Annotated in this window: 25 protein-coding genes; 13 read left to right on the top strand and 12 right to left on the bottom strand. The window is 61.0% G+C overall.

Translation table 11 applies throughout. From position 1 onward, the window contains the following. The first annotated feature begins 495 nt into the window (after nt 1-495). Nucleotides 496-1,734 carry an MFS transporter gene (locus tag HKK52_RS24915; RefSeq protein ID WP_169372973.1) on the top strand — a complete coding sequence of 413 codons (1,239 nt, stop codon included), beginning with the start codon at nt 496-498 and terminating at the stop codon, nt 1,732-1,734. On the opposite strand, the gene HKK52_RS24910 is transcribed toward HKK52_RS24915, so the two are convergent. From HKK52_RS24910 to HKK52_RS24900, 3 genes are read right to left on the bottom strand one after another with little or no spacing between them, the layout of a single operon-like run. Further along, nucleotides 1,731-3,932 (bottom strand): xanthine dehydrogenase family protein molybdopterin-binding subunit, encoded by a 2,202-nt coding sequence (locus tag HKK52_RS24910; protein WP_169372972.1) that lies wholly within the window; start codon nt 3,930-3,932, stop codon nt 1,731-1,733. The two genes, HKK52_RS24915 and HKK52_RS24910, sit on opposite strands and share 4 nt — an antisense overlap. After that, on the bottom strand, nt 3,932-4,918 hold the full coding sequence (locus HKK52_RS24905; protein ID WP_169372971.1) for an FAD binding domain-containing protein: 987 nt from the start codon (nt 4,916-4,918) through the stop codon (nt 3,932-3,934). The genes HKK52_RS24910 and HKK52_RS24905 overlap by 1 nt, the downstream gene beginning before the upstream one ends. Then, nucleotides 4,915-5,436 carry a (2Fe-2S)-binding protein gene (locus HKK52_RS24900; RefSeq protein WP_169372970.1) on the bottom strand — a complete coding sequence of 174 codons (522 nt, stop codon included), beginning with the start codon at nt 5,434-5,436 and terminating at the stop codon, nt 4,915-4,917. The genes HKK52_RS24905 and HKK52_RS24900 overlap by 4 nt, the downstream gene beginning before the upstream one ends. A gap of 209 nt (nt 5,437-5,645) precedes the next feature. Here HKK52_RS24900 and HKK52_RS24895 point away from each other — a divergent pair, with 209 nt between their 5' ends. Beyond that, nucleotides 5,646-5,933 (top strand): HigA family addiction module antitoxin, encoded by a 288-nt coding sequence (locus HKK52_RS24895; RefSeq protein ID WP_169374290.1) that lies wholly within the window; start codon nt 5,646-5,648, stop codon nt 5,931-5,933. 6 nt (nt 5,934-5,939) lie between these two features. Here HKK52_RS24895 and HKK52_RS24890 read toward each other — a convergent pair whose 3' ends face one another. Continuing rightward, nucleotides 5,940-6,491 carry a DJ-1 family glyoxalase III gene (locus HKK52_RS24890; RefSeq protein ID WP_169372969.1) on the bottom strand — a complete coding sequence of 184 codons (552 nt, stop codon included), beginning with the start codon at nt 6,489-6,491 and terminating at the stop codon, nt 5,940-5,942. Between the two features lie 66 nt (nt 6,492-6,557). Further along, nucleotides 6,558-6,962, bottom strand: a complete 405-nt coding sequence (locus tag HKK52_RS24885) for a DUF4879 domain-containing protein (RefSeq protein ID WP_237150809.1) — start codon at nt 6,960-6,962, stop codon at nt 6,558-6,560. A gap of 260 nt (nt 6,963-7,222) precedes the next feature. Between HKK52_RS24885 and HKK52_RS24880 the strand changes: the two genes are divergently transcribed. From HKK52_RS24880 to HKK52_RS24860, 5 genes are all read left to right on the top strand, one after another. Further along, on the top strand, nt 7,223-8,518 hold the full coding sequence (locus HKK52_RS24880) for an NCS2 family permease (RefSeq protein ID WP_169372967.1): 1,296 nt from the start codon (nt 7,223-7,225) through the stop codon (nt 8,516-8,518). Next, a complete protein-coding gene (gene trmA, locus HKK52_RS24875) occupies nt 8,515-9,594 on the top strand; it encodes a tRNA (uridine(54)-C5)-methyltransferase TrmA (protein WP_169372966.1) in 1,080 nt (359 codons plus the stop codon). Before HKK52_RS24880 ends, trmA begins: the two co-directional genes overlap by 4 nt. 269 nt (nt 9,595-9,863) lie before the next feature. Continuing rightward, a complete protein-coding gene (locus tag HKK52_RS24870) occupies nt 9,864-10,775 on the top strand; it encodes a LysR family transcriptional regulator (protein ID WP_169372965.1) in 912 nt (303 codons plus the stop codon). Nucleotides 10,776-10,913: 138 nt separating this feature from the next. Continuing rightward, a complete protein-coding gene (aroQ, locus tag HKK52_RS24865) occupies nt 10,914-11,354 on the top strand; it encodes a type II 3-dehydroquinate dehydratase (protein ID WP_169372964.1) in 441 nt (146 codons plus the stop codon). A gap of 5 nt (nt 11,355-11,359) precedes the next feature. Then, nucleotides 11,360-12,214: a shikimate dehydrogenase gene (locus HKK52_RS24860; protein ID WP_169372963.1), complete on the top strand. Its 855-nt coding sequence runs from the start codon at nt 11,360-11,362 to the stop codon at nt 12,212-12,214. A gap of 100 nt (nt 12,215-12,314) precedes the next feature. Here HKK52_RS24860 and HKK52_RS24855 read toward each other — a convergent pair whose 3' ends face one another. Both HKK52_RS24855 and quiC read right to left on the bottom strand, forming a co-directional pair. Then, nucleotides 12,315-12,992, bottom strand: a complete 678-nt coding sequence (locus HKK52_RS24855) for a TetR family transcriptional regulator (RefSeq protein WP_169372962.1) — start codon at nt 12,990-12,992, stop codon at nt 12,315-12,317. Nucleotides 12,993-13,094: 102 nt separating this feature from the next. Continuing rightward, a complete protein-coding gene (quiC, locus tag HKK52_RS24850; protein WP_169372961.1) occupies nt 13,095-14,996 on the bottom strand; it encodes a 3-dehydroshikimate dehydratase QuiC in 1,902 nt (633 codons plus the stop codon). A 291-nt stretch (nt 14,997-15,287) separates the two neighbouring features. Here quiC and HKK52_RS24845 point away from each other — a divergent pair, with 291 nt between their 5' ends. After that, a complete protein-coding gene (locus HKK52_RS24845; protein ID WP_237150603.1) occupies nt 15,288-16,604 on the top strand; it encodes an MFS transporter in 1,317 nt (438 codons plus the stop codon). Nucleotides 16,605-16,642: 38 nt separating this feature from the next. Here HKK52_RS24845 and HKK52_RS24840 read toward each other — a convergent pair whose 3' ends face one another. Beyond that, nucleotides 16,643-17,521, bottom strand: a complete 879-nt coding sequence (locus tag HKK52_RS24840; RefSeq protein ID WP_169372959.1) for a DMT family transporter — start codon at nt 17,519-17,521, stop codon at nt 16,643-16,645. A gap of 235 nt (nt 17,522-17,756) precedes the next feature. Here HKK52_RS24840 and ypfJ (HKK52_RS24835) point away from each other — a divergent pair, with 235 nt between their 5' ends. The 3 genes from ypfJ (HKK52_RS24835) to HKK52_RS24825 all read left to right on the top strand — a co-directional run bounded on the left by ypfJ (HKK52_RS24835) (nt 17,757) and on the right by HKK52_RS24825 (nt 20,619). Then, nucleotides 17,757-18,614: a KPN_02809 family neutral zinc metallopeptidase gene (gene ypfJ, locus HKK52_RS24835; RefSeq protein WP_169372958.1), complete on the top strand. Its 858-nt coding sequence runs from the start codon at nt 17,757-17,759 to the stop codon at nt 18,612-18,614. 151 nt (nt 18,615-18,765) lie between these two features. Next, nucleotides 18,766-19,659: a KPN_02809 family neutral zinc metallopeptidase gene (gene ypfJ / locus HKK52_RS24830; RefSeq protein WP_169372957.1), complete on the top strand. Its 894-nt coding sequence runs from the start codon at nt 18,766-18,768 to the stop codon at nt 19,657-19,659. Next, on the top strand, nt 19,660-20,619 hold the full coding sequence (locus HKK52_RS24825) for an alpha/beta fold hydrolase (protein WP_169372956.1): 960 nt from the start codon (nt 19,660-19,662) through the stop codon (nt 20,617-20,619). Between the two features lie 118 nt (nt 20,620-20,737). Here the strand turns inward: HKK52_RS24825 and HKK52_RS24820 are convergent, their stop codons facing one another. The 3 genes from HKK52_RS24820 to HKK52_RS24810 all read right to left on the bottom strand — a co-directional run bounded on the left by HKK52_RS24820 (nt 20,738) and on the right by HKK52_RS24810 (nt 22,873). Beyond that, nucleotides 20,738-21,331, bottom strand: a complete 594-nt coding sequence (locus tag HKK52_RS24820) for an HAD family hydrolase (RefSeq protein ID WP_169372955.1) — start codon at nt 21,329-21,331, stop codon at nt 20,738-20,740. Further along, complete coding sequence (gene tesB, locus HKK52_RS24815) at nt 21,328-22,197, bottom strand: acyl-CoA thioesterase II (protein WP_169372954.1); 870 nt, start codon at nt 22,195-22,197, stop codon at nt 21,328-21,330. The genes HKK52_RS24820 and tesB overlap by 4 nt, the downstream gene beginning before the upstream one ends. Nucleotides 22,198-22,303: 106 nt before the next feature. Continuing rightward, complete coding sequence (locus tag HKK52_RS24810; RefSeq protein WP_123404763.1) at nt 22,304-22,873, bottom strand: GNAT family N-acetyltransferase; 570 nt, start codon at nt 22,871-22,873, stop codon at nt 22,304-22,306. A gap of 86 nt (nt 22,874-22,959) precedes the next feature. Here HKK52_RS24810 and HKK52_RS24805 point away from each other — a divergent pair, with 86 nt between their 5' ends. Then, complete coding sequence (locus HKK52_RS24805; protein ID WP_169372953.1) at nt 22,960-23,880, top strand: histone deacetylase family protein; 921 nt, start codon at nt 22,960-22,962, stop codon at nt 23,878-23,880. Between the two features lie 187 nt (nt 23,881-24,067). Then, on the top strand, nt 24,068-25,309 hold the full coding sequence (locus HKK52_RS24800; RefSeq protein WP_178117464.1) for a TIGR03862 family flavoprotein: 1,242 nt from the start codon (nt 24,068-24,070) through the stop codon (nt 25,307-25,309). A 122-nt stretch (nt 25,310-25,431) separates the two neighbouring features. Here the strand turns inward: HKK52_RS24800 and HKK52_RS24795 are convergent, their stop codons facing one another. After that, nucleotides 25,432-26,766: a DEAD/DEAH box helicase gene (locus HKK52_RS24795; RefSeq protein ID WP_169372951.1), complete on the bottom strand. Its 1,335-nt coding sequence runs from the start codon at nt 26,764-26,766 to the stop codon at nt 25,432-25,434. Nucleotides 26,767-26,786 lie beyond the last annotated feature (20 nt).

Genomic DNA, 26,786 nt, shown 5'->3' with positions numbered 1-26,786 from the left:
GGCCCTGCACCCACTCTGCCCCCACGGATATGGAGTGTGGCGAATTCCAATTCGTTCTTTTTTTACAAACATCACAACGTAGGGAGTCTGGCCGTCTGGCCGCCGGATCAATTCCTGGTGAGGTATTGATCTGGATCAAGCAACGTTGAAAGAGTAGTCCCATTTTTGACGATGGACGGTGTGGTCTTTTGACGCGTGACAGCTTGCCTCACGACCCTTGTGTCGCAGCCACCGCCCTTCTGTAGCAGCTGGCGAAGCCTGCGTTCGGCTGCGCAGCAGTCGTTAGTCCTGCCACCTCGGTCTGGCCGGCGTACCGTGTTGTCTGGTTTTACGGCTGCTGCGCAGCCGAACGCAGGCTTCGCCAGCTGCTACAAGGGATAGCACGCACCTGTGTCTAGATCGATGCTTAGCTACCTAAAATTTTTTGTCAGCGCAACTTCTTGTTACAGCTTGGTGATAATCTCGACTCTCCCCTCGCTCAAGACCTGCCTTCAGATGCCCAGCCAAGCGCCCCTGCTGTTACGTCATCACCGTCCTTTCATTGCGTTCTGGCTGGCTCGGGTGTTTACCGCCAGCGGTTTCCAGATGCTCACCGTGGCCATCGGCTGGAATCTGTACCAACTGACTGGCAACGTGCTGGACCTGGGGCTGGTGGGTTTGGTCGAGTTCGCCCCGCGGGTGCTGTTCATGCTGCACACCGGGCATGTCGCGGACCGTTACGACCGACGCAAGGTCGCGGCGATCTGCCAGTCCCTGCAAGCCTTGATCGCCTTGTCTTTGGCCATCGGCAGCGCCACCGATCACGTCACCCGGGAAATGATCTTCATCCTCGCGTTCCTGCTCGGTGCCGCGCGCTCGTTCGAGATGCCGACCACCCAGGCCCTGCTGCCGAGCATCGTGCCCAGCGCCCTGTTCCCTCGCGCGGTGGCCGCGGCCCAATCGGCGCAGCAATCGGCCACCATCGTCGCCCCGGCACTCGGCGGCTTGCTCTACGCCTTCGGCAGCGTCTGGGTCTACGGCCCGACGGTGGTGCTGTACATCATCGCCTGCTGCTTGATGCTTAACCTGCCCGCCCGGCAAACGCCGCTGAACAAAGGCAAGGCGACCATGGATTCGCTGCTGGCCGGGATTCGTTTCATCCGCAGCCGCCCGGACATTCTCGGGGCAATTTCCCTGGACCTGTTCGCCGTGCTGCTGGGCGGCGCGACGGCGCTGCTGCCGGTTTTTGCCAAGGACATTCTGCTGACCGGCCCCTGGGGCCTGGGCCTGCTACGTTCAGCGCCAGCGGTGGGGGCGCTGTTGATGTCGCTGTTCCTCGCACGGTTTGCCGTGGAACGCAAAGTCGGACGGGTGATGTTCACCGCCGTCGGCGTGTTCGGCGTGGCGACCATCGCCTTCGGCTTGTCCACCTCGTTCTGGTTCTCCCTGGCGGTGCTGGTGGTGCTGGGCGCGGCGGACATGATCAGCATGGTGATCCGCGCCTCCTTCGTGCAACTGGAAACCCCGGACGAAATGCGTGGCCGGGTTAGCGCCGTGAACGGGCTGTTCATCGGCGCTTCAAACCAGTTGGGCGAGTTCGAATCCGGTCTCACCGCCCATTGGTTCGGCACCGTGCCAGCCGTGGTCATGGGCGGCATCGGTACGCTGGTAGTGACCGGCACCTGGATCAAACTGTTCCCGACCCTGGCCAACCGCGACCGCATGCATGTGCCGGCGGAAGAAGCCAAGGTTTAAAGCAGCTTGTCCAGGGTGATAGGGAAATCCCGCACCCGTTTGCCGGTGGCGTGATAGATCGCATTGGCCACCGCCGCGGCCACGCCGACGATGCCGATCTCGCCCACGCCCTTGGAACCGAGGGCGTTGACGATCTCGTCGTGTTCTTCGACAAACAGCACATCAATGTCGCCGATGTCGGCGTTAACCGGGATGTGATACTCGGCCAGGCTGTGGTTCATGTGACGGCCCAGCGCATGGTCGGTTTGCGTCTCTTCGTGCAACGCCATGCCGATACCCCAGACCACGCCGCCGAGAATCTGGCTGCGGGCCATTTTCGGGTTGACCACGCGACCGGCGGCGATGGCGCTGACCACGCGGTTGACCTTCACCGTGCCTAAATCCTCATCGACCAACACTTCGACGAACACCGCCGAATGGGTCGCCGTGGCGTAAGCCTCGCGTTTTTTGTCCGGCTCGGCGTCTACCTGAACATCCAGGGTTTCTTCGCCGCTGTCCCTTGCGAGTTCGGCCAGCGACACCCGCGCATCACCGAAGAGCAACAGCCCTTCTTCGAACACCGCCTGCTCCAGAGTGACACCGCCGAACGCCGGATAGGTCTGGCGTGCCACCGCCAACAGTTTTTCCTTGAGTGCTTCACAGGCCTGTTGCACGGCTGTCCCGACCGACGACACGGTGAATGAACCGCCCTGCAACGGCGCGGTGGGCAATGAAGAGTCACCGAGGATAAAAGTGACATCCTTATGCGAAACGCCCGACGCCTGGGCGGCGATTTGCGTCATTACCGTGTAGGTTCCAGTGCCGATGTCCGTCGTTGCGCTGCTGACCGTGAGTTTGCCGTTGTGATCGAGTGACGCCTTGGCACTGGCCTTCATCTGCAGCGCTTCCCAGACCCCACCGGCCATGCCCCAACCCACCAATTGCCGGCCCTGACGCATGCTGCGCGGTTCAGGATCACGCGCTTCCCAGCCAAAACGTTTCGCACCCTGGGCATAACATTCGCGCAGCTCTTTGCTGGAATACGGTTTGTCTTCGTTCTGATTGCGTTCGGCATAGTTGATCAGGCGCAATTGCACCGGATCGATCGCCAGGGCGCAGGCCAGTTCGTCCATCGCACATTCCAGCCCGATCAGCCCCAGCGCCGCGCCCGGCGCACGCATGTCGAGCGGGGTGAACACGTCGAGTGGCACCAGTTTGTAAGTCAGTTGCACGTTGTCGCAGTGATAGAGCATGCCGCTCCACTCCACCACATGTTCGGTGAAGTCCTCGAAACGCGAGGTCTGGCCGATGGCGGTGTGTCCCACCGCGAGCAAGCGTCCATTGGCCGCCGCGCCCAATTGCAGGCGCTGCAAGGTGCGGGGGCGATAGCCGAAGGTGAACATCTGCTGGCGCGTCAACGTCACGCGTACGGAACGCTTGAGATGCAGCGCCGCCATCACCGCCAGCGGCAGCTGATATTGCGGCCGCAGGCCCGAGCCGAACGCGCCGCCGACATAGGCTGCGAAAATCCGGACCTGCTCTTTTTGTAATCCGAAGACTTTTTGCACGTAGGACTGACAGTTCTGCGGGCCTTGGGTCTTGTCATGAATGTTTAGACTGCCATCGACCTGATACAGCACCGTACTGGCGTGGGGTTCCATCGGGTTGTGGTGTTCGATGGGGGTGCTGTAGCTCAGATCCAGGCTCATGGCCGCACCGGCAAACTCGGCCTGAAAATTCCCACGAGGCTTGGGGACTTCGGCCGGCGCTGGACGAGCTTCGTCTTGCAGGATCAGCAGATCGGTCTGATGCGGTTCGCTCTCGTACTCAATCTCTATCAATGAGCCGGCATACCGCGCCAACTCAAGGTTGTCCGCCACCACCAGCGCCAACGGCTGACCGCTGTACAGCACTCGATCGTTGTACAACGGGCGAAACGGCGAACCCTCGGCCGAGTCGGCATCTTCGTAGTCTTTGTCATAACTGGCGATTTTCGGGCGGTTGCTGTGATCGATCACCGCGACCACACCCGGTAGCGCGAGAGCCTTGGACGCGTCGATGCTGATCACTCGACCGTGGGCAATGCGGCTGGAGACCACGCTGCCGTGCAGCAAGCCGTCCTCGGGAAATTCTCCGGCGTAGCGGGCCTGACCGGTGACTTTGAGATGACCGTCGACGCGATCCAGCGGTTGGCCCATGGGCTTGGTGAAGGTATTCATCAGGCTAGCCCTCCCTGCGCGGCATCGCTCAGGGCGCGGATGATCGCCCGGCGTGCCAGGGTGACTTTGAAAGCGTTGTGTTCGAGGGGCTCGGCGTTTTGCAGCAGAGCATCGGCAGCGGCGGTGAACGTTTCAGGGCTGGCCGCCTTGCCCACCAACCAATGCTCTACCGCTTCGTCACGCCACGGTTTGTGCGCTACCCCGCCAAGCACCAGGCGCGCTTCGCGAATCACGGGCCCGGTCATGTCCAGCGCCGCAGCCACCGAAACCAGGGCAAAGGCGTAAGACGCACGGTCACGAATCTTCAGGTAATGGCTGTGTTCGGCGAAACCGGCGGCGGGCAGTTCAATGGCGGTGATCAGTTCATCGTCGGCCAATTGGTTATCGCGCTCTGGGGTGTCGCCGGGCAGGCGATGAAAGTCAGCAAACTCAATGGTTCTGGCGCCACTGCGGCCTTGCACATGAACCACCGCCTCCAACGCAGCCAGTGCCACGCACATATCGGAAGGATGCGTGGCCACGCATTGCACGCTGGCACCGAAAATCGCATGAATCCGGTTCAGCCCGTCCCGCGCCGGACAACCACTGCCGGGTTCGCGTTTGTTGCACGGCACATTGGCGTCGTAGAAGTAGTAGCAGCGCGTGCGTTGCAGCAGATTGCCGCCAGTGCTGGCCATGTTGCGCAATTGCGGCGATGCGCCGGCCAAAATGGCTTGGGACAACACGGGATAACGCTGCTCGATCAACGGGTGCCAGGCCAGGTCGGCGTTGCTGACCAGCGCGCCGATCATCAGCCCGCCCCTTTTCGTTTCAGTGACCTCACGCAGCGGCAGTCCGGTGATGTCGATCAGATGTTCGGGGCGGGTGAGGTTTTCCTTCATCAAATCCAACAGATTCGTACCGCCCGCGATGAAGCGCGAGGCAGGGCCGGCGAGATGGACGGCGTCCTGCACCGAATCCGGTTTGCTGTAATGGAAAGGATTCATTGGTCGCCTCCTGGCTGGCAGGCAGGCAAGGCTTCTTCAATGGCATCGCGGATATGGCTGTAGGCGCCACAGCGGCAGAGGTTGCCGCTCATCAGCTCCTTGATCTGTTCCGTGGTTTGCGCCCGACCTTCGTTAGCCAGCCCCACCGCCGAACAAATCTGCCCCGGCGTGCAATAACCACATTGAAAAGCATCGTGCTTGATAAAGGCCTGCTGCATCGGGTGCAGCTCTTCGCCGTCTGCCAAGCCTTCGATGGTGGTCAACTCGGCGCCGTCGCACATCACCGCCAGGGTCAGGCAGGCATTCACCCGCTTGCCGTTGAGTAATACCGTGCAGGCCCCGCACTGGCCGTGGTCACAACCTTTTTTTGTACCGACCAGGTCCAGTTGCTCGCGCAGCAGGTCCAGCAACGTGGTCCACGGCAAGACATCAAGGTCACGCGCCTGGCCGTTGAGCCTCAGGCGCAGCGGATGACGGGTGAACAACGACGGCGCAGCGTCGGGAGTGATCGCGCTCATAAACACCTCACGGTTGGTCGTACCTTCGCGGCGTTTTGGCAAACCGCCGTCATTAAGGGGTACGACTTCGGGGGTGGGATGGGCGTTCAAAGGAATTGATCTGTGGTGCAAAACCGCACCAAGCACACATTTGCCGACCAAGTGCGATACATAGATACCGCATCGAGTGTAATGTATCGCCTTACACTTTTCCCATGATCAAATCCTTCATGCCCATGCACAACCCGCCACACCCCGGTGAAACACTGTTGATGGACGTGTTGCCGGATTTAGGGATCAGCGTCACCGAGTTGGCCCGCCATCTCGGTTTTGCCCGGCCACATCTTTCCCGGGTGCTACATGGACATGCCCCCATCAGCCCAGACTTGGCGGTACGTCTTGAGCGGGCAGGCATCGGTAAAGCCAGAATGTGGCTAGGGGTTCAAATCGACTACGACCTTTGGCAGGCGGAACATCGTGAGCAACCGGCCATCGAGCCCATTGCCGCCCATGCCTGATCTTTTCTAAACCAACAACTCCCCCGCCACTGCCGCTCTTACGGCTTTACCACAGAGCTGTTCCACCAGCGCCAGCGCAAACAGCAACGCGGCGCCTGAGCCTTGGGCAGTGATGCAGTTGCCGTCGACCACCACAGGTTGATCGACGAAGTTGCAGCCTGACAATTGATTGCTGACGGAAGGCAGGCAGGTCATGCGCCGCTGGCGCAGAACCCCAAAGGTTTGCAGCGCCAATGCTGGCGCTTCGGCGATGCCGGCGAACAGGCGCCCGGCGGCGGCCTGGTCCTTGATCAATTGTTCCAGAGGTTGATGCGCCGCCAGGTGTTGCGCGCCAACGGCGCCGCCGGGCAGGGCAATCAGGTCGAATGGCTGGGCCAGCAAATCCACCAGCATCGCGTCGGCGGTCAGGCGAGTGCCACGGGCGCAGGTGAGCATGCGCCGCCCTTCGATACTGGCCACCACCACTTCAACCTGGGCGCGGCGCAGCACATCGACCAGGGTCACGCATTGCAGGTCATCGATGCCCTCGGCGAGGGTAATCAGAGCTCTAAAGGTCATGGGCACGGTCCACGGGATGATCCTTAAAGCGTAGTCAGCTTTAGTCTCCCTTGTTCGCACCTGCCGTTACTTGATGTAAAGCTGCGTCGAAATCGTGTTGCCCGGCGCGTTGATCGAGGTGTTGCTGAAGGTGAACGTCCCTTCCTGCTTGCCGCCCAGGTCATAGATGTACAGCGTGCCGACGATCCTGGTCTCAGTGCTGGTGCATTGCGTCGGATTGCCATTTCGGTAGGCACAGACCTTTTCCCGCGTCCCGGTAACGCTGAAACCGTCGAGCGCCACACGCGGTGCGCGGCCGTAGCCCATCTCCAGCACATAGACCTTGATGTCCGCCCCGCCGTGATCGCACGTCGTCCGCTCTTGCCCGGCCGAGATGTTTTCAATCCCGCACGCCGTCGACTGCACCTTGAGTACCTGGACGTCGGTCAATGGCGGTGCCGACGCCGCCAGAACCGCGGGTACGCTGGCCATAAACGCGAAAAACAGCCCCAACGGCCGAACGATGTTGCGCTTGCTGCCCACCATGAATACTCCCCCAAAACAGGCGCGCAGTATGGCGCAGTTCAGCGAACCGCAAAACATCGCCGACGATCGCAGCCATTACCCCACGCGGCTGGTATGATGCGCGGCTTTTTCCGACCCACAGAAAATTACCAGGCGCCATCAGTGGTCTGTGCTTTGCTGTTGAGGTCGATACATTCACGGCGCCGGGCGCGCCACGGGGAGCAGACATGCTGGAAAGGCTGTTTCAACTCAAGGCACATAACACCAACGTGCGGACCGAGATTCTGGCGGGCGTCACGACCTTCCTGGCCATGGCCTACATTCTGTTCGTCAACCCGAGCATTCTCGGCGAGACCGGCATGGACAAGGGCGCGGTGTTTGTCGCGACCTGCCTGGCCGCGGCCATCGGCTCGACGGTGATGGGCCTGATCGCCAACTACCCGATCGCGCTCGCGCCGGGCATGGGCCTGAACGCGTTCTTCACTTATACCGTGGTCCTGCACATGGGCCATACCTGGCAAGTGGCGCTGGGTGCGGTGTTTATCTCGGCGGTGCTGTTCTTCCTGTTGTCGATCTTCCGCATCCGCGAATGGATCATAAACAGCATCCCGCTGCCGCTGCGTTCGGCGATTGCTGCCGGTATCGGTTTGTTCCTGGCCCTGATCGCCCTGCACAACGCCGGCATCGTGGTCAGCAACCCGGCGACCATGGTCGGCCTCGGTGACCTGAAACAACCGGCGCCGATCCTCGCGACCCTGGGCTTTGCCCTGATCGTCGCCCTCGAAGCCCTGAAGGTTCGTGGTGCGGTACTGATCGGCATCCTGGCGGTGACCATCACTTCCATCGCGCTGGGCTTCACCCCGTTCGGCGGCGTGATGTCGATGCCTCCTTCCCTGGCCCCGACCTTCCTGCAACTGGACATCAAGGGCGCCCTGGACATCGGTCTGGTCAGCGTGATTTTTGCTTTCCTGTTCGTCGACCTGTTCGACAACTCCGGCACCCTGATTGGCGTCGCCAAGCGCGCCGGCCTGATGGGCAAGGACGGCCACATGCCGAAAATGGGTCGTGCGCTGATCGCCGACAGCACCGCGGCCATGGCCGGTTCGCTGCTGGGCACCTCGACCACCACCAGCTACATCGAATCCGCCGCTGGCGTCAGTGCCGGTGGCCGCACCGGCCTGACCGCTGTCGTGGTCGCGATCCTGTTCCTGCTGGCGCTGTTCTTCTCGCCACTGGCCGCCAGCGTTCCAGCGTTCGCCACCGCACCGGCACTGCTGTTCGTCGCCGTACTGATGACTTCCGGCCTGGCCGAAATAGACTGGGACGACATCACCGTGGCCGCACCGGTCGTGGTCACTGCCCTGGCCATGCCGTTCACCTATTCCATCGCCAACGGCATCGCCTTCGGTTTCATTTCCTGGACCGCGATCAAGTTGCTGTCCGGGCGTGCCCGTGAGCTGAACCCGGCGCTGGTGATTCTGTCGATTCTGTTTGTGATCAAGTTGGGTTGGTTCAGCGCATGACTTTTGATTCCCAGGCCTATGCCGTTCAGCTCGAAGAAAAGGTCACGCGCTTGCGTGACCTGCTGGCCCCGTTTGGTGCGCCAGAACCTGAAGTGTTCGACTCGCCGCTGCAAAACTTTCGCCTGCGCGCCGAATTCCGCCTGTGGCGCGAAGGCGGCGACCGTCACTACGCGATGTTTGCCCAAGATGACAAACGCACGCCGATCCTGATCGAAGAGTTCCCGATCGCCAGCCTGCGCATCAATGAGCTGATGCCCAAGCTCAAAGCCGCATGGCAAGCGAGCGCAGCGCTGAGCCACAAGTTGTTCCAGGTGGAGTTCCTGACCACGTTGGCCGGTGATGCGATGATCACCCTGTGCTACCACCGTCCGCTGGACGAGCATTGGCACGCGGCGGCGACCAAACTGGCAGCCGAGCTGAACGTCAGCATCATCGGTCGCTCCAAGGGCAAGCGCGAAGTCATCGGCCACGATTACGTGGTCGAGCAATTCGAAGTCGGCGGCCGCACCTTCAGCTATCGCCAACCGGAAGGCGCGTTCACCCAGCCCAACGGCACCGTGAACCAGAAGATGCTCAACTGGGCTTACGACGCCATGGGTGATCGCACCGACGATTTGCTGGAGCTGTATTGCGGCAACGGCAACTTCACCCTGCCTCTCGCCACCCGTGCACGCAAAGCGCTGGCCACCGAAATCAGCAAGAGCTCGGTCAACGCGGCGTTGAGCAACCTCAGCGAAAACGCTGTGGATAACGTCACTCTGGTGCGTTTGTCCGCCGAAGAACTGACCGAAGCCTTGAACGAAGTGCGGCCGTTCCGACGCCTGCACGGCATCGACCTCAAGAGCTACGAGTTCGGCAGCGTGTTCGTCGACCCGCCACGGGCCGGCATGGACCCGGACACCTGCGAACTGACCCGACGCTTCGACAACATCCTCTACATTTCCTGCAACCCGGAAACCCTGGCGGCCAACATCGCCCAACTGCACGACACCCACCGCATTACCCAATGCGCGATGTTCGACCAGTTTCCGTGGACCCATCACATGGAATCCGGGGTGTTGTTGACCCGGCGTTGATTGCACGTACCCGATACAAATCAGCCGTCTTGATGACGGCTTTTTTCTGGGTGGTGTTTATGGAGCGACGACTGGCCTTGTGACGAGGGAGCTTGCTTGTGGCGAGGGAGCTTGCTCCCGCTTGAGTGCGCAGCGCTCACAAGATTTTGGGGCCGCTTCGCAGCCCAACGGGAGCAAGCTCCCTCGCCACAGGCAAGCTCCCTCGCCACCGGTTCATTGTGATACATAAGAACCAGCCCCCTCATTCGATCCCCCCGGCGTAATCAATCATGCAACGACACTTCGACGATCTTCAGCTCGGCAGCATCGAACTGTTTTGCCTGGCCGCCGAGGCTGGCAGCTTCACCGCCGCCGCACTGGTCGCCGGGGTGACGCCCGCCGCCGTGAGCCGTTCGGTATCGCGCATGGAGGAGCGCCTGGGCGTGCGGTTGTTCGCCCGCACCACGCGCAGCGTCAAGTTGACCGACAGTGGCCGGCGTTATTACGAGGAATGTCGTCAGGCGCTGGCGCAGTTGGTGGAAGCGCAACGGGAGGTTATGGGCCAGCAGCAGGAACCGTCCGGCACCTTGCGCATCAGTATTCCTACGACCTACGCCCATCACCGGATCCTGCCGTTGCTGCCGGAGTTTCGCGCGCGTTTCCCGGCGGTGAAGGTCGAGGCGCATATCAGCAATCGCAACATCGATTTTGTCGGCGAAGGCTATGACATGGCGATCCGGGTGCGGGCGATTCCGGATTCCGGTTTGATCGCGCGGCCCCTGGAAGACGCGGCGCTGGTGATGATCGCCAGTCCCGATTACCTGAAGCGCGCCGGCGTGCCGCAAACTCTTGACGATCTTCAGCAGCACGAATGCATTCAATACGAACTGCCCAGCAGCGGGCGGCGGATTGCCTGGTTGTTTAATGACAACGGCGTGCCGCAGGAGATTCTCGCCGAGGGCAGTCTCAGTTGCTCCGACGACGTGTTGGGCGGCGTGACCCTGGCGAAACACGGTGCGGGGTTGTTTCAGACCTATCGCTTCATCGTCGAAAACGAATTGGCCGATGGCTCGCTGGTGGAGGTGCTCAAGCCGTATGGCGGACGCTCGCGGCCCTTCACCCTGCTCTATCCGCAGAGTCGGCATGTGCCATTGCGGTTGCGGGCGTTTATCGATTTTCTGGTCGAGCATTTACCTCGCTAAGTAACGACCGTCCGATCACCGAACACAAAAACCCGCCATACAACCTCTTCAATTGACCAAAGTAACTGCCTAGTACAATTTATCTCCACAGGCTGAACCCTACAGCCAAAGCTAAAAACAATAAGTGGAGAGACCCCGATGCCCCCTATCGTTCTGGTGCTCAACGGCCCGAACCTGAACCTGCTCGGCACCCGTGAACCGGCGACCTACGGCCACGAAACCCTGGCCGACATTTCCGCGCTGTGCGGGCGCTCTGCCGAAGAGTTCGGCCTGGCGGTGGAGTTTCGCCAGACCAACCATGAAGGTGAATTGCTCGACTGGATTCACGCAGCTCGCGGCCGTTGCGCCGGGATCGTCATCAACCCGGCGGCCTGGACTCACACTTCCGTGGCGATTCGCGATGCCTTGGTGGCCAGTGAACTGCCGGTGATCGAAGTTCACCTGTCCAACGTCCACGCCCGCGAACCGTTCCGCCACCACTCCTTTGTCTCGGCCATCGCCACGGCGGTGATGTGCGGTTTCGGCAGCCACGGCTATCGTTTGGCGCTGGAGCATTTCAGCCAACGCTTGAAGGGGTGAACGCCATGTCTCAGAACGACGTTGTACTGGCCGGGCTGATCGGCGCCGGCATTCAGGCGTCCCGCACGCCGGCGCTGCACGAGCATGAGGGCGATGCCCAAGGGCTGCGTTACCTCTATCGTCTGATCGACCTCGATCAGTTGCAGCTTGACCTCAATGCCCTGCCCGATCTGCTGATGGCCGCCGAACGCATGAACTTCACCGGGCTGAACATCACCTTTCCGTGCAAGCAGGCAATCATCCCGCTGCTCGACGAATTGTCCCCGGAAGCCCGTGGCATTGGTGCGGTCAACACGGTGGTGCTCAAGGAGGGCAAACGCATTGGCCACAACACCGACTGCCTGGGTTTTGCCGAAGGCTTTCGTCGAGGCTTGCAGGACGTTGCCCGTGAACGTGTAGTCCAAATGGGCGCCGGTGGCGCGGGTGCGGCAGTGGCCCACGCGTTGCTGAGTGAAGGCGTACAGCAACTGAGTATTTTCGACGTGGACGACAGCCGGGCGCAGGCGCTGGCGAACAATCTCAATCAGCATTTCGGTGCGGGTCGAGCGGTGGCTGGGCATGATCTGGCGAGCACGTTGGCGGTGGCCGATGGCCTGGTGAACACCACGCCTATGGGTATGAAAAAACTGCCCGGCACGCCGGTGCCGGTGGCGTTACTGAGGGCTGAATTGTGGGTGGCGGAGATTGTGTACTTCCCGCTGGAAACCGAACTGCTGCGCAACGCCCGTGCCTTGGGATGCCGGACACTGGATGGCGGCACCATGGCGGTGTTCCAGGCGGTGAAGGCGTTTGAGTTGTTTAGTGGGGTGGTGCCGGATGCGCAGCGGATGCTGGCGCATTTTCAAAGCATGAATGGTTGAAAAGCTTCGCGGGCAAGCCTCGCTCCTACAGGATTTTTGTCGTACCCAAATCGTGCGGCACACCTCAAACCTGTAGGAGCGAGGCTTGCCCGCGAAGGCGTCAGGCCTGCAAATACCGCAAAACCGACTCGCAAATCATCGCCCGATGACGCTGCTTGATGCCTTCATCCGGCAAATCCACCTGAAAAATCTCACCGAGCGTATGGCGGTTCGACACGCGATAGAAGCAGAACGAACTGATCAACAAATGCACATCCAGCGGCTGGAGGCCCGCCCGGAACACACCGTCTTCGGCACCGCGACGCAGGATCTCGTTCAGTGAATCGAGGATGGTGTTGTTCATCGCCTTGATCACATCGGAGCGCTTCACATACTCGGCGTTGTGAATGTTCTCGATGCTGACGATGCGCACGAAATCGACGTTGCGGTCATGGTGGTCGAAGGTGAATTCCACCAGGCGCCGAATCGCTTCCACCGGCGCCAGCTCGGCCAGGTGCAGTCGGTTTTCGGTGCTGCGGATGTCGCCGTAGAGTTTCTCCAACACCTCGACATACAGCTGTTCCTTACTGCCGAAGTAGTAATAGATCATGCGTTTGGAGGTGTGGATGCGCTCGGCGATCGCATCGACGCGCGCGCCGGAAAGCCCTTGCTGGACGAACTCGACAATCGCCTCTTGCAGGATATTCTCGCGGGTCTTTTCCGGGTTGTTCTTGCGACTCTTGCGAGGCTCGACAAGCGGCTCGCCGGAGGCGATGGAGCGTTCTGAAATTATTGTCATTGCGGGCTCACGGCCATCACTGCACAGGCTGGCGATTATGGGCCGCGCCGCACAGTGAAGGAAGCCGCGCGGCCGCCGTTTAACCCCGTGTTTACGATTTCCCTACAACTTTGCCTGACGTACGGCACCACTTCGGGACTTGGCCATGGCCGCCAGCCGCACCGCGACATTGGCCGCCCCGTAACCGGCGTATCCGTTCTTGCGCTGGATGATCTCGAAGAAGAACCGCCCTTCGAACGGCTCGGTGTAAACATGAAACAGCTCGCCACCCTGGGCGTCGCGGTCGTACAGCACGTTGAAGTAGGCCAGTTCGCTGAGGAACTCGTCATCGAAATCGAACCGCGCGGCGAGGTCATCGTAGTAGTTGAGCGGAATATCCAGCAGCGGCACGCCCGCCTCTTTCGCCCGGCTGACTTCAGCGAAGATGTCGTCGCAGTCGAAGGCGATGTGATGCACGCCGGAGCCGCGATAACTCGACAGCGCGTGTGAGATTGCGGTGTTGCGATTCTCGGAAATGTTCAGCGGCAAGCGGATCGAACTGTCCCGGCTGCGCAGCGCCCGGCTCTTCACCAGGCCATACGGATCGGGCAGCACCACCTCATCGTCAGCCTCGAAATCCAGCAGGCTTTTATAGAACAACACCCAGCTGTCGAGGCTGTCGGCCGGCAGCGCCATGGCCATGTGGTCGATGCGTTTAAGGCCGCCGCTGGCCGTGGCCGTCGGTTGCAGATTGAAATCGGTGCCGTAGACATCGGCGTCCTGGTCCACCAGGTAAATCAGGCTGCCGTCCGGCGCGCGCACGGCGGCGAGTTCCAGTTCGTTGGGGCCGACCAGCCCGCGATAAGGCTGGCCCTTGTAGGCCACGGCGCGCGCCAGGGCGCTGGCGCTATCGTTGACCCGCACGGCGGTGGCGCACAGCGACGGGCCGTGGGCCTCGAAAAAACTGTGGGCAAACGAGTACGGTTCAGAGTTGAGGATCAGGTTGATATCGCCCTGGCGCAGCAGACTCACACTCTTGGAGCGATGCTGCCCGGCCTTGACGAAACCCAGGCGTTCCAGCCAATGCGAGAGCTTGGCGCCGAGGCTTTCATCTACCGCGAACTCGAGAAACTCGATGCCGTTGTACTCGCTGGCCTTGGGCGTTTCGAACAGGATATCGACATTGGCCACAGGCCTGGCTACTTGCGCCAGACGCTGGCGAGTTTTCTCTTCCAGGTACAGCAACGAGCGCAAACCATCGGCGGCATTGGCCCGTGGCGGCGCGGCGCGGAAGCCGTCATTGAAGATCTCCAGGGACAAAGGCCCGGTGTAGCCGCTCTGGATGATCGGTGCGAGGAACCCCGCCAGATCAAATTCGCCCTGGCCGGGGAAGCAGCGGAAATGCCGACTCCACTCCAGCACGTCCATGGCCAGGATCGGCGCGTCGGCCATTTGCACGAAGAAGATTTTGTCGCCCGGAATCTCGGCGATCGCGCTGGGGTCACCTTTGAGCGACAGGGTGTGAAAACTGTCCAGCAACACGCCGAGGTTTGGGTGATCGGCTTGGCGAACGATGTTCCACACCTGTTGATAAGTATTGACGTGACGGCCCCAGGCCAGGGCTTCGTAGCCAATGCGCAGGCCACGAGCGCCGGCCCGTTCGGCCAGCAGGTGCAAATCATCGATCAGGATCTGCTCATCGCCGATCGAATCCGCCGCAGCGTTGCTGCACACCAGCACCAGGTCGGTGCCCAATTCCTGCATCAAGTCGAACTTGCGCTCGGCCCGTTCCAGGTTGCGCGGCAGACGATCGCGGCGGCAGCCTTCGAAATCGCGGAAGGGTTGGAACAGCGTGATCGCGATCCCGAGATCTGCGCACATCTGTCTGATTTCCCGGGGACTGCCGTCGTAATAAAGCAGGTCATTTTCGAAAATCTCCACCCCGTCAAACCCGGCGGCGGCGATGGCTTCGAGTTTTTCCGGCAGGGTGCCGCTCAAGGAAACGGTGGCAATGGAACGCTGCATGGGTCGACTCCCGGTGGTGGGCGTTCCCTCCTACACGGGGATCGCGTTTTTCTTGGGATAAATTATTGGCCGCAAGCTCCCGTACAGCAATTCAAAGTGTACTAGCCAGTTAGTTTTATGTGCGATTATCGAACACAATGACCCTTGGCGAATTGACGATTTTTTGTCCACTGCCCAACATCGACTGCACATTGAGCCCGGACATTCAGCCGCTCGGCTCGGTTACCCAAGACCCAGAACACCACATAAAAATAATCGGTGGCCTACATGACTCCTTCACAAAGCTCTCCCATGGAGCGTTCTTCCATGACTCCTGCCAGCGCTGGCATCGGCGCCAAGATCCGCGGTGCCATGGCCGTCGGCAAAACCCGTTGGGGCATGTTGGCGCTGGTGTTTTTCGCCACCACCCTGAACTACATCGACCGCGCCGCACTCGGCGTCATGCAGCCGATCCTGGCCAAGGAAATGAGCTGGACGGCGATGGACTACGCCAACATCAACTTCTGGTTCCAGGTCGGCTACGCCATCGGCTTCGTGCTGCAAGGCCGTTTGATCGACCGGGTCGGCGTCAAGCGCGTGTTCTTCTGCGCGGTGCTGCTCTGGAGCCTGGCCACCGGCGCCCATGGCCTGGCGACGTCGGCAGCAGGCTTCATGGTCTGTCGGTTTATTCTCGGCTTGACCGAGGCGGCGAACTACCCGGCCTGTGTGAAAACCACCCGGTTGTGGTTCCCGGCAGGCGAACGCGCCGTGGCCACCGGCATCTTCAACGCCGGGACCAACGTCGGTGCGATGTTCACCCCGATGCTGTTGCCACTGATCCTCCACGCGTGGGGCTGGCAAGCCGCGTTCCTGTGCATGTCGGCACTGGGCGGGATCTGGCTGCTGTTCTGGGGCTTGAAGTACTTCAACCCGGAAGAGCATCCGAGCGTCAAACAATCGGAACTGGACTACATCCAGGAGGAAGCGGAGCCGGAACAATCCCGCGTGCCGTTCTCGAAAATCCTGCGCATGCGGGGCACCTGGGCCTTCGCCCTCGCCTACTCGATGACCGCGCCGGTGTTCTGGTTCTACCTGTACTGGCTGCCACCGTTCCTCAATCAGCAATACAACCTGGGCATCAACGTGACCCAGATGGGCATTCCGCTGATCATCATTTACCTGACGGCGGACTTCGGCAGTGTCGGCGGCGGGATTCTGTCCTCCTTCCTGATCGGCCGCGGAATCAACCCGATCAAGGCGCGACTGATGTCGATGTTGCTGTTTGCCTGCTGCATCATCGGCGTGATCATGGCCGCAGGGTCCAGCAACCTGTGGGTCGCGGTGGCGGCGATTTCCCTGGCCATCGGCGCGCACCAGGCCTGGACCGCGAACATCTGGAGCCTGGTGATGGACTACACGCCTAAACACATGATGAGTACGGTGTTTGGTTTCGGCGGCATGTGCGCGGCCATCGGCGGGATGTTCATGACGCAATTGGTCGGCCATATCCTGACCGTCACCAACAACAACTACACGGTGCTGTTCACTCTGATTCCGGCGATGTACTTCATCGCACTGATCTGGATGTACTTCATGGCACCGCGCAAGATTCCTACCGTCACCGACTGAAACGCCCTACCCCGGCAGGCCTGATGCCAGGCCTGCCGCTATCGACGGCTCTGTTGCCACGCCGCCGCCAACCCGCTGCAGCAAATCACCGCGATCCCGACCACGGTGGTCAGGGTCGGCGTGTGGGAAAACAGCAGCCAACCGAGCAGACCGGCAAACACAATCTGACAATAACCAAACGGCGCCAGCAACGCCGGGGCGGCGTAGCGAAAGGCCTGGGTCAGAAACAAATGCGCCGTCATCCCGCAACTCCCCAGCGCCAGCATCAACAACCCATGCCCCAGCGTTGGCACCTGCCAGAAGAACGGTACCAGCGCGCTCATCACCAGGGTGTTGCACAGCCCGGCGAAGAAGTTGCTGGTGGTCGGGCTGTCGATCTGGCTGAGCTTGCGGGTGAGCAACTGATAGAAGCAGAAAAACATCGCCGAGCAGAACGGCAGCAATATCGCCGGGGTAAACAGTTCGCCGCCAGGGTGGACGATGATCAGCACGCCAACGAAGCCGCAAATCACCGCGATCCATTGGCCACGGGTGACGTGTTCCTTGAGCAGCGGCACCGACAATGCGGTGACCAGCACTGGCGCAAGAAAGTTGACCGCCGTGGCTTCGGCCAACGGGATGTACAACAACCCGGTGGTGAAAAACAGGCTGGTGCCCAGCAGGCACAACGCCCGCGTCAGTTGCAGCAACGGTCGTTTGGTACGTAGGACACGCAACCCGGATTGCGGCAGAAAAATCCCGGCCATCAACAAGGTGTGAACCAGATAACGGGCCCAGACCACCATGATGATCGGGTAGAAGCCGGAGAGGTATTTCGACAACGCGTCATGGCTGGAAAACAGGAACGTCGCGGCGACGATCAGCAAAATCCCTTTGAAGGGTTTGTTTACACCGGAAAGAGGGGTGCTGAGGGTCATGGCAATCCTTTGGAATTTTAATTCCAACAATTTAGAACCTGGTTCCAGATTCTTACACAGGCGAACGATAAAAGTGTGCGAACAACGCCCCGCTCTTGTAGGAGCGAAGCTTGCTCGCGAAGGATCACACGCGATTCACCAACCCTTACACATTTTTCCAACACCGCGTTTGCCAATGCGGTTATTCATGGCGGCGGCGATACACGCCTCTATCAGTCTATGGAGAAACCGCAACATGCTATGGAACAAGGCAAGACGCAGCGACAACGTCAATGACACGCGCGAGGGCAAGGATGCCCGCCAACTCACAGGGAAAACACTGGGCGCCGGACTGGCCGCCGCCGCGTTGGCGGGCGTAGGACTTTACTCGGCGCTGGGTACGACACCGGACATCCTGCCCGTCGAAACGGACACACCGTTTCATTCCACCGCCCCTCAGCCCTCTGGCGATACGACCTTACTGTTCGTCCAATCCGTGCTGGGCGATACCGAAGACACCTGGAAACAACTTTTCGCCCAGACCGGTCGCCACTACCCGCCACCCAAACTAACCCTGTTCAGCCATGACGTAACCTCCGGCTGCGGTTATGCCCACACAGGCAACGGCCCGTTTTATTGCCCCGATAACCAACAGGTCTACCTCGATCCTGAATTCTTTGCGCAGATGGCCCAGCAATTTTCGGTGATCGGCGACTTCGCCCAGGCTTACGTCCTCGCTCACGAAATCGGCCATCACGTGCAGCTTGAACTGGGTCTCTCCGAACCTTTCGAGAAAGCGTTGGCCAACCGGCAACCGATAATCGGCGATGGCGGCCTGGAAGTACGGGCAGAGTTGCAGGCCGATTGCCTCGCCGGCGTCTGGGCGCACCATGCGCAAAAACGCCTGGCTTGGCTGGAGCCCGGAGACATCGACGCGGCCCTGCATGCCGCCGCCGTGTTCGGCGACGATTACTTGCAACGCGCCCAAAACGCCGCGATACGACCGGAAACGTTCAGTCATGGCACTTCAGAGCAGCGGTCGAACTGGTTCAAATCCGGGTTCGCCACGGGTCGGATCAACACCTGCGATACCTTCACCAGCGTGGACCTGTAATACCCTCCCGCCGACGAAACCGCTAATGTCAGTACAAGGCACAGAACCGCCTGCGCGAAAGGCTGTCTGACGACCGGGCTGGCGCCACGCCAACCCACCAGCAACACTCATCACCACGCTTCTTCACCCGGAAAAGAAAGAGGAATCCCACATGCTATGGAAAAAAGGCCGACGCAGCGACAACGTAGTCGACGCCCGTGGTGATGATGTCGGCGGGGGCGGCGGCGGGATGCGCTTTGGTGGCGGCAAGGGCCTGAGCCTGACGGCGATCCTGTTGATCGTCGGGATCGGCTGGATCACCGGCCAGGACCCGATGCAGATTCTCGGGCAATTGACCGGGCAGATGAGCGAGCAGTCGGCACCGACCACGAGCCAGACCCGCAAGGCGCCCCCGGCCAATGACGAAGGCGCCGAATTCGTGCGTTCGATCCTCGGCGATACCGAAGACACCTGGGGTCAGATTTTCCAGCAGGCCGGCAAGCAATACCGCAACCCGACCCTGGTGCTGTTCAGCAACCGCGTGAACTCCGCGTGCGGCCTGGCCACCTCGGCGACCGGGCCGTTTTACTGCCCGGCGGACCAGAAGGTTTACCTGGACATGGCGTTCTTCCAGGAAATGTCGCAACGCTTTTCGGCTGCGGGCGATTTCGCCCAGGCCTACGTGATTGCGCACGAAGTCGGACACCATGTGCAGACGTTGCTTGGCGTTTCCGCGAAAATTCAGACCGCTCGCCAGCAAGGCCGGCAGATGGAAGGCGATGGTGGTTTACTGGTGCGCCAGGAACTTCAGGCCGATTGCCTTGCCGGAGTCTGGGCCAACAATGCGCAAAAGCGCTTGAACTGGCTGGAACCCGGTGACATCGAGGAAGCCTTGAACGCCGCCAATGCCATTGGCGACGACCGCTTGCAGCAGCAAGGTCAGGGCCGCGTCGTACCGGACTCCTTCACCCATGGATCGTCAGCGCAAAGGGTGCGCTGGTTTAAAACCGGTTTTGCCCAGGGCCAGGTCGGCCAGTGCGATACCTTCGCGGCGAAAAATTTGTAAATGCATAGATGGCTGTTGGTTTTGTTGATCGCCTGCGCAACTGCCCAGGCTGACGAGCACGGGGTCAAAGAGATCAGCCCCGGGCGCCTGCTGTTGAAAGAAGGTGAGATGGCGGTGGGTATGGGCCCGGCGCCGGCCAGGATCGAACGGGTGCTGATCGTCATCCACGGTCGACTGCGCAATGCCGAAACCTACCGGCGCAGCGCCGAGCAAGCCGCCGAACAGGCTGGGCAAAGTGCGAATACCTTGGTGATCGCCCCGCAATTCCTCAATGAAACCGACGTCGTGCGCCAGCCCGTGGCGGACACGGTGTTGCGCTGGAAGGGTAATGACTGGATGGCCGGCGGTTTATCCACCGCGCCGTTTGCGGTGAGTTCCTTTGCGGCCCTCGACCAGATCATCGAGCGGATCGCCGACCGCCGACAGTTTCCGGATGTGAAGCAAATCGTCATTGCCGGCCACTCCGGGGGCGGCCAGGTGGTTCAGCGCTACGCACTGCTGGCGCACGATCAACCGGCGCTCACGGCGGCCGGGGTGAAAATCCGTTACGTGGTGGCCAACCCGTCGTCCTACGCCTACTTCAATGAGCAGCGGCCCGTGGCGTTCGATCATGCGCGGTGCAGCGGTTTCAATCGCTGGAAGTATGGTCTGACCGACATGCCGATCTATGCCGGTGGGCAAACGGCCTCGCAGATTGAAGGCAACTACATCAAGCGTGATGTGACTTATCTGCTCGGACAGCAGGACACCGACCCGCAGCATCCGGCGCTCGACAAGGGCTGCGAAGCCGAGGCCCAAGGGGCTTATCGCCTGGTTCGCGGGCATAACTTTTTTGATTATCTGCTGCGGCGTAATCCACAGGGCGTGAACCAGCGTCTGGTCGAAGTGCCTGGGGTCGGGCATAACGGGGATGGGATGTTTACGTCGCCTGAGGGGCAGAAGGTTTTGTTTGGGCAATGAGATTTATGTTGTCTGTTAGGGCCCCTTCGCGGGCAAGCCTCGCTCCTACGGTTGGAAATGCATTGCCCTGTAGGAGCGAGGCTTGCCCGCGAAGGCAATTAACCAGACAACCAATGCCTCAAGCCAACAACATCTGCCGCAACTCAACGCAATCCGCCGCATGCCAATCCGCCAATTCCGGCCACGGATTTTCCGGCAGATTCACCAGCACCGTCCGCGCCCCCGCCGCTCGACCGCAATCCAGATCAAAGCGGTAATCGCCGACCATCACCAGCTCACTCGCCGGCACGTTCCAGGCTTCGGCCAACTTCAGCAAACCGCCAGGATGAGGTTTGGGTGGCGCTTCGTCACGGCCCAACACATCCTCCACCGCGAAGCAGTCGGCCAGGCCAATCGCTTCCAGGGTCACATGGGCCAATTCCCGCGCATTACGGGTGAGGATGCCGAGGCGATAACCGCGCCCGGCCAGTTCACGCACCAATTCCACCGCGCCCGGTGCCGGTTTCGAACCCAGCGCCAGATCCCGCTCATGCTCCAGCAACCACGCATGTTTGGCCGCTGCTTCATCTGCGGGCAATGCGGCGAGGTGGGTCAGGATGTCGTCTTCGGCCGGGATCGCCAGCGCCACGCGGATCGCCGCGAAATCATGCACGGCCACCGTCAGGGTGCCGTCCATGTCGAACACCCAGTGCCGCACCTCGGCCAGGCTCATGCCCAATCCTTGCGATGGCGAATCAGGCCTTCCTGAGTGACGGACGCCACCAGTTGCCCGGCGCGGTTGAACACGCTGCCACGGGAGAACCCACGGGAGTTGCCGGCCCACGGACTGTCCATGGCGTAGAGCAACCAGTCATCGGCGCGCAGGTCCGAATGGAACCACAACGAATGGTCGAGGCTGGCGACCTGCATGTCTTTCTGCCACACCGATTTGCCATGGGGCAGCAACGAAGTGGTCAACAGCCCGAAGTCCGAGGCGTAGGCCAACAGGTATTTGTGCAGCGCCGGCGAATCGGCCAAGGCACCGTCGGCGCGAAACCACACGTACTTGATCGGGTCAGTCGCTTGCGGGTTGTAGGGATCTGTCTCGGTCACCGGGCGGAATTCGATCGGTTTCGGGCAGAGCAACTTCTCGCGCATGTGTTCCGGAATCAAATGCGCGCGCTGTTGAGCCAGTTCCAGTTCCGACGGCAGGTTTTCCGGGCCGACCACTTGTGGCATTTCGGTCTGGTGCTGGAAGCCTTCTTCGTCGTACTGGAAGGACGCACTGCAGGTGAAAATCGGGTGGCCCTTCTGGATTGCCGTCACGCGACGGGTGCTGAAACTGCCGCCATCGCGCACCCGATCAACCTGGTACACCACCGGCAACTTGGCGTCACCGGGGCGCAGGAAATAGCCGTGCATCGAATGCACATGCCGCGTCTCTTCAACGGTCTGACTGGCCGCCGACAGGGACTGGCCGAGCACCTGGCCGCCGAACAACTGACGGAAACCCAGGTCCTGGCTGCGGCCGCGGAACAGGTTTTCTTCAATCGGTTCCAGGGTCAGCAGGTCTACCAGATCTTCCAACACTTGGCTCATTCAGGCTCTCCTCACACAAAGCAATGCCGCGCAGTCATGGCTGCGGCGGTCGATTCAGTTAATGGCCCAAGCCAACATGGCGGCCATTGTAAACGTCCGTGCCTGCTTATCCATGCAAGGTTTGCAGCCATTGTTCACGGGTGATGCGGTACAGCACATGGTGACGCAGCGGATGATCGGCCGCGAGCTTCGGGTGGTCGAAGTCGTCGGCTGAATCATGGTGCATGCCAATCGCCTGCATGACTTTCTCCGACGGCAGATTGGTTTGCGTGGTGAAGGCCACGACCTCTTTCAGCGCCAACCGGTCAAAGCCGCAGCGCAGAGCGGTCCACGCCGCTTCACTGGCATAACCCAGGCCCCAGTGTTCGCGGGCCAGGCGCCAGCCGATTTCGGTGGCCGGGACGAACGGCGCGTCGAAGTTGACCACCGCCAACCCGGTAAACCCGATGAACTGGCCGGTGTCCTTGCGCTCCAGCGCCCAGAAGCCGAAACCATGCTCGGCAAAATGCCCGCGAATCCGCCCGATCAACGAAGCGCATTCCAGGCGGCTCAGCGCGGCCGGAAAATAACGCATCACTTGTGGATCGGCACACATCGCCGCAAATTCCGGCAAATCCTCATCGCTCCACTGCCGCAAGAGCAGTCGCGCGCTTTCGAGTTCCAGTATCGGCTCCATCGTGCCCCTCCGTTTCCATCCTTTGAGTCTACATCGCTGGTAGGATCGTTCACTTATTCCTACATGCTGCCGTTGAAATTCTGACAATGCCCCTGCCGCTGATCTACCACGAAGACTACAGCCCCGAGTTCCCGGCGGATCACCGCTTCCCGATGGACAAGTTTCGCCTGCTGCGCGATCACCTGGTGGACAGCGGCCTGGTCCGGGACGCCGATTTGTTGCGCCCGGAACTGTGCCCTGCCGAGATTCTCGCCCTCGCACATGACCCTGCGTATATCGAACGCTACATGAGCGGCGAGTTGTCCCGCGAAGACCAGCGGCGCCTCGGCCTGCCGTGGAACGAAGCCCTGGCCCGGCGCACGGTGCGGGCGGTCGGCGGATCGTTGCTGGCGGCCGAGCAGGCGCTGGAACATGGCTTGGCCTGTCATTTGGCCGGCGGCACCCATCACGCCCACTACGACTACCCGGCCGGGTTCTGCATCTTCAACGACCTGGCGGTGATCAGCCATTACCTGCTGGAAAGCGGTCGGGTGAATCGGGTGCTGATCTTCGATTGCGACGTGCATCAGGGCGATGGGACTGCACGAATCCTGCACAACACCCCGGACGCGATCACCGTTTCCCTGCACTGCGAGAAGAATTTTCCCGCACGCAAAGCCGAAAGCGACTGGGATATTCCACTGCCCAAAGGCATGGGCGATGCCGATTATTTGCAGGTGGTGGACGACGCGCTCAACTATTTGCTGCCGCTCTACCAGCCGGACCTGGTGCTGTACGACGCCGGCGTTGATGTGCACAAGGATGACGCGCTGGGTTACCTGAAGCTGACCGACGAAGGCGTTGCGGCGCGCGATGAAAGCGTGATGCGCCATTGCCTGGGCCGGGACATTCCGGTGGTCGGGGTGATTGGCGGCGGCTACAGCAAGGACCGCCAGGCCCTGGCCCGGCGGCATGGCATTCTCCATCACAGCGCGCAACGGGTCTGGCAGTCATCAGGTTGTCATTGAGCTGTGAATCTTTACCCACAATGCCTGTGGAACTGCCTGTGGATAACCTGAGTGAAAGCGCCTACAGGCCTCACCCCCTATGGCTTACAAAGGACTGGTTGTTTTTTGACCAGCCTTTACCAGCACGCCCGCGTCGATGGGTGCTGATAGAATGCGCGGCTTATTCCGCCACGCCGCAGCTCTCGCCATGACCCCATCCGCCCCAGCCCTTCCCCCTCACGTCGCCATCATCGGCGGTGGCCCTGCAGGCCTGATGGCCGCTGAGGTGCTGAGCCAGCGCGGAATCAAGGTCGACCTGTACGACGGCATGCCTTCGGTGGGGCGAAAATTCCTCCTGGCCGGCGTCGGCGGCATGAACATCACCCACTCCGAAGCCTACCCGGCATTTCTCTCACGCTACGCCGAACGGGCGCCGCAGATCGCCCCGCTGCTGCGATCCTTCGGTGCCGATGCCCTGTGCCAGTGGATTCATGACTTGGGCATCGAAACCTTTGTCGGCAGCTCCGGCCGGGTATTTCCTACGGACATGAAAGCCGCCCCCCTACTCCGCGCCTGGCTCAAGCGCCTGCGCGATGCCGGCGTAGTTATCCACACCCGTCATCGCTGGCTCGGCTGGAATGACCGCGGCGATTTACGTATCGCTGGCCCCGAAGGTGAAATCACGGTTAAACCCGACGCCACCCTGCTCGCCCTCGGCGGCGGCAGTTGGTCGCGCCTGGGTTCGGACGGCGCCTGGATGTTGCCGCTGGAACAACGCGGCGTAGGACTCGCGCCTTTGCAGCCGAGTAATTGCGGCTTCGAGGTGCAGGCCTGGAGCGAATTGATGGTCAGCAAATTCGCTGGTGCGCCGCTGAAAAATATCGCCATCGGCTTGAATGACGACATTCCGCGTCTCGGCGAGTGCGTGATTACCGCAACGGGGATTGAAGGCAGTTTGATCTACGCGTTGTCGGCGCCGATCCGCGAGGCCATCAACCTGCTGGGCTCGGCGACCATTCATATCGACCTGTTGCCCGGCCGGCCTGTGGATAAAGTGCAAGCGGCGCTAAACAAACCGCGCGGTTCGCGCTCGATGTCCAAACACTTGCACAGCCAGTTAGGTCTTGATGGCGTCAAAGCGGCGTTGCTGCGGGAGCTGACGGCTGCCGATTGCTTCGCCGACCCGGCGTTGCTGGCCAAGGCGATCAAGGCATTGCCGCTGACGCTGGTGAAAACCCGGCCACTGGACGAAGCCATCAGCAGTGCCGGTGGCGTGAAGTTTGAAGCCATGGATGAACGACTGATGCTCAAGCAACTGCCTGGCGTGTTCTGCGCGGGGGAAATGCTGGATTGGGAAGCGCCGACGGGGGGCTATTTGCTGACCGGGTGTTTCGCCAGTGGGCGGGCGGCGGGGTTTGGAATTGCAGACTGGCTGAAACACCGAACCTGATCGTTGACTGATCGTTCCCACGCTCCGCGTGGGAATGCAGCCCGGGACGCTCCGCGTCCCAACAGCGGACGCAGAGCGTCCATTGAGGCATTCCCACGCAGAGCGTGGGAACGATCACTGGATCAAGGCTTCTTCTTACGCGGCCCAGTGTTAAACACCGGCACTTTTCGCACAGGCTTGATCGAAGGTTCCACCGCCGAAGCATCCCCGCTCTCCACCCACTTACCCAGGTTGCGCTTACCGCCACCCGAGGTCTTTGGCTTCTTCGGTTTTTTCGGCTTCTTCACCACCTGGCCAGTGGAATCAGTATCGGGCACCCGATGCTCAGGCTCGAAATCCTGCTCGGTCTGGCGAGTCAGTGTCTGACGGGTCAACATCTCGATGGCCGACAGCTGATTCACTTCATCAGCGCACACCAACGAAATCGCCTCACCGGTAGCGCCCGCACGGCCGGTACGGCCAATGCGATGGATGTAGTCCTCAGCCACGATCGGCAGGTCGAAGTTGACCACCAACGGCAAATCTTCGATATCCAGACCGCGGGCCGCAACGTCGGTGGCCACCAGAATCTGAATCTCACTGGCCTTGAACCGATCCAGCGCCCGCTGCCGGGTTGCCTGCGGCTTGTCGCCGTGAATACCGTCGGCATTGACGCCCAGGCCCTGAAGTTTTTCCACCAGCGCGTCCACGCCGTTGCGGGTCTTGGCGAACACCAGCACCTGCTTCCACTTGCCCTTGCGCAGCAAATGAATGAACAGCTCCGGCTTGCGCTTCTTGTCCACCACCACAACCCACTGCTTGACCGTGTTGGCAGCAACGTTGCGCGGGCTGACTTCGATGCTCAGCGGATCATTGAGCATTTGCCCGGCCAGCAAGCGGATCGCATCAGAGAAGGTCGCGGAGAACAACAGCGTCTGACGCTGCTTCGGCAGCACGCGGTAGATATTCCCCAGTTCCTCGGAGAAGCCCAAGTCGAGCATGCGATCGGCTTCGTCGAGGATCAGGGTTTGCAGCTGATTGAACTTGAGCGCCTTCTGGCGATACAGGTCGAGCAAACGACCCGGCGTCGCCACCAGCACATCGACACCTTTGCGCAGCTTCATCATCTGCGGGTTGATGCTGACACCGCCGTACACCGCGTAGGTGCTCAACGGCAGGTTCTCGGCGTACTGACGCACGGCTTCGTGAACCTGTTCCGCCAGTTCGCGGGTCGGCACCAGGATCAGCGCACGCACCGAGTTGGAGGCAACTTTCGGCCCTTCCATGGCCAGCAACTGCAGCAGCGGCAGCGCGAAACCGGCGGTCTTGCCGGTGCCGGTCTGGGCCGCAGCCATCAGGTCGCGACCGGCCAGCACCGCCGGAATGGCTTGCGCCTGGACCGGCGTAGGCGTCTGGTAGCCGAGCGTCTCAAGAGAGCGCAGCAAGGGTTCGATCAGGCCAAGGGAGGCGAAAGTCATGGGATTACCGTAGGAAAAAG

It is taken from the genome of Pseudomonas sp. ADAK2 (genome assembly GCF_012935755.1).
In the GTDB taxonomy this organism is placed as follows: domain Bacteria; phylum Pseudomonadota; class Gammaproteobacteria; order Pseudomonadales; family Pseudomonadaceae; genus Aquipseudomonas.
This window is presented reverse-complemented; position numbering and strand designations above follow the sequence as displayed.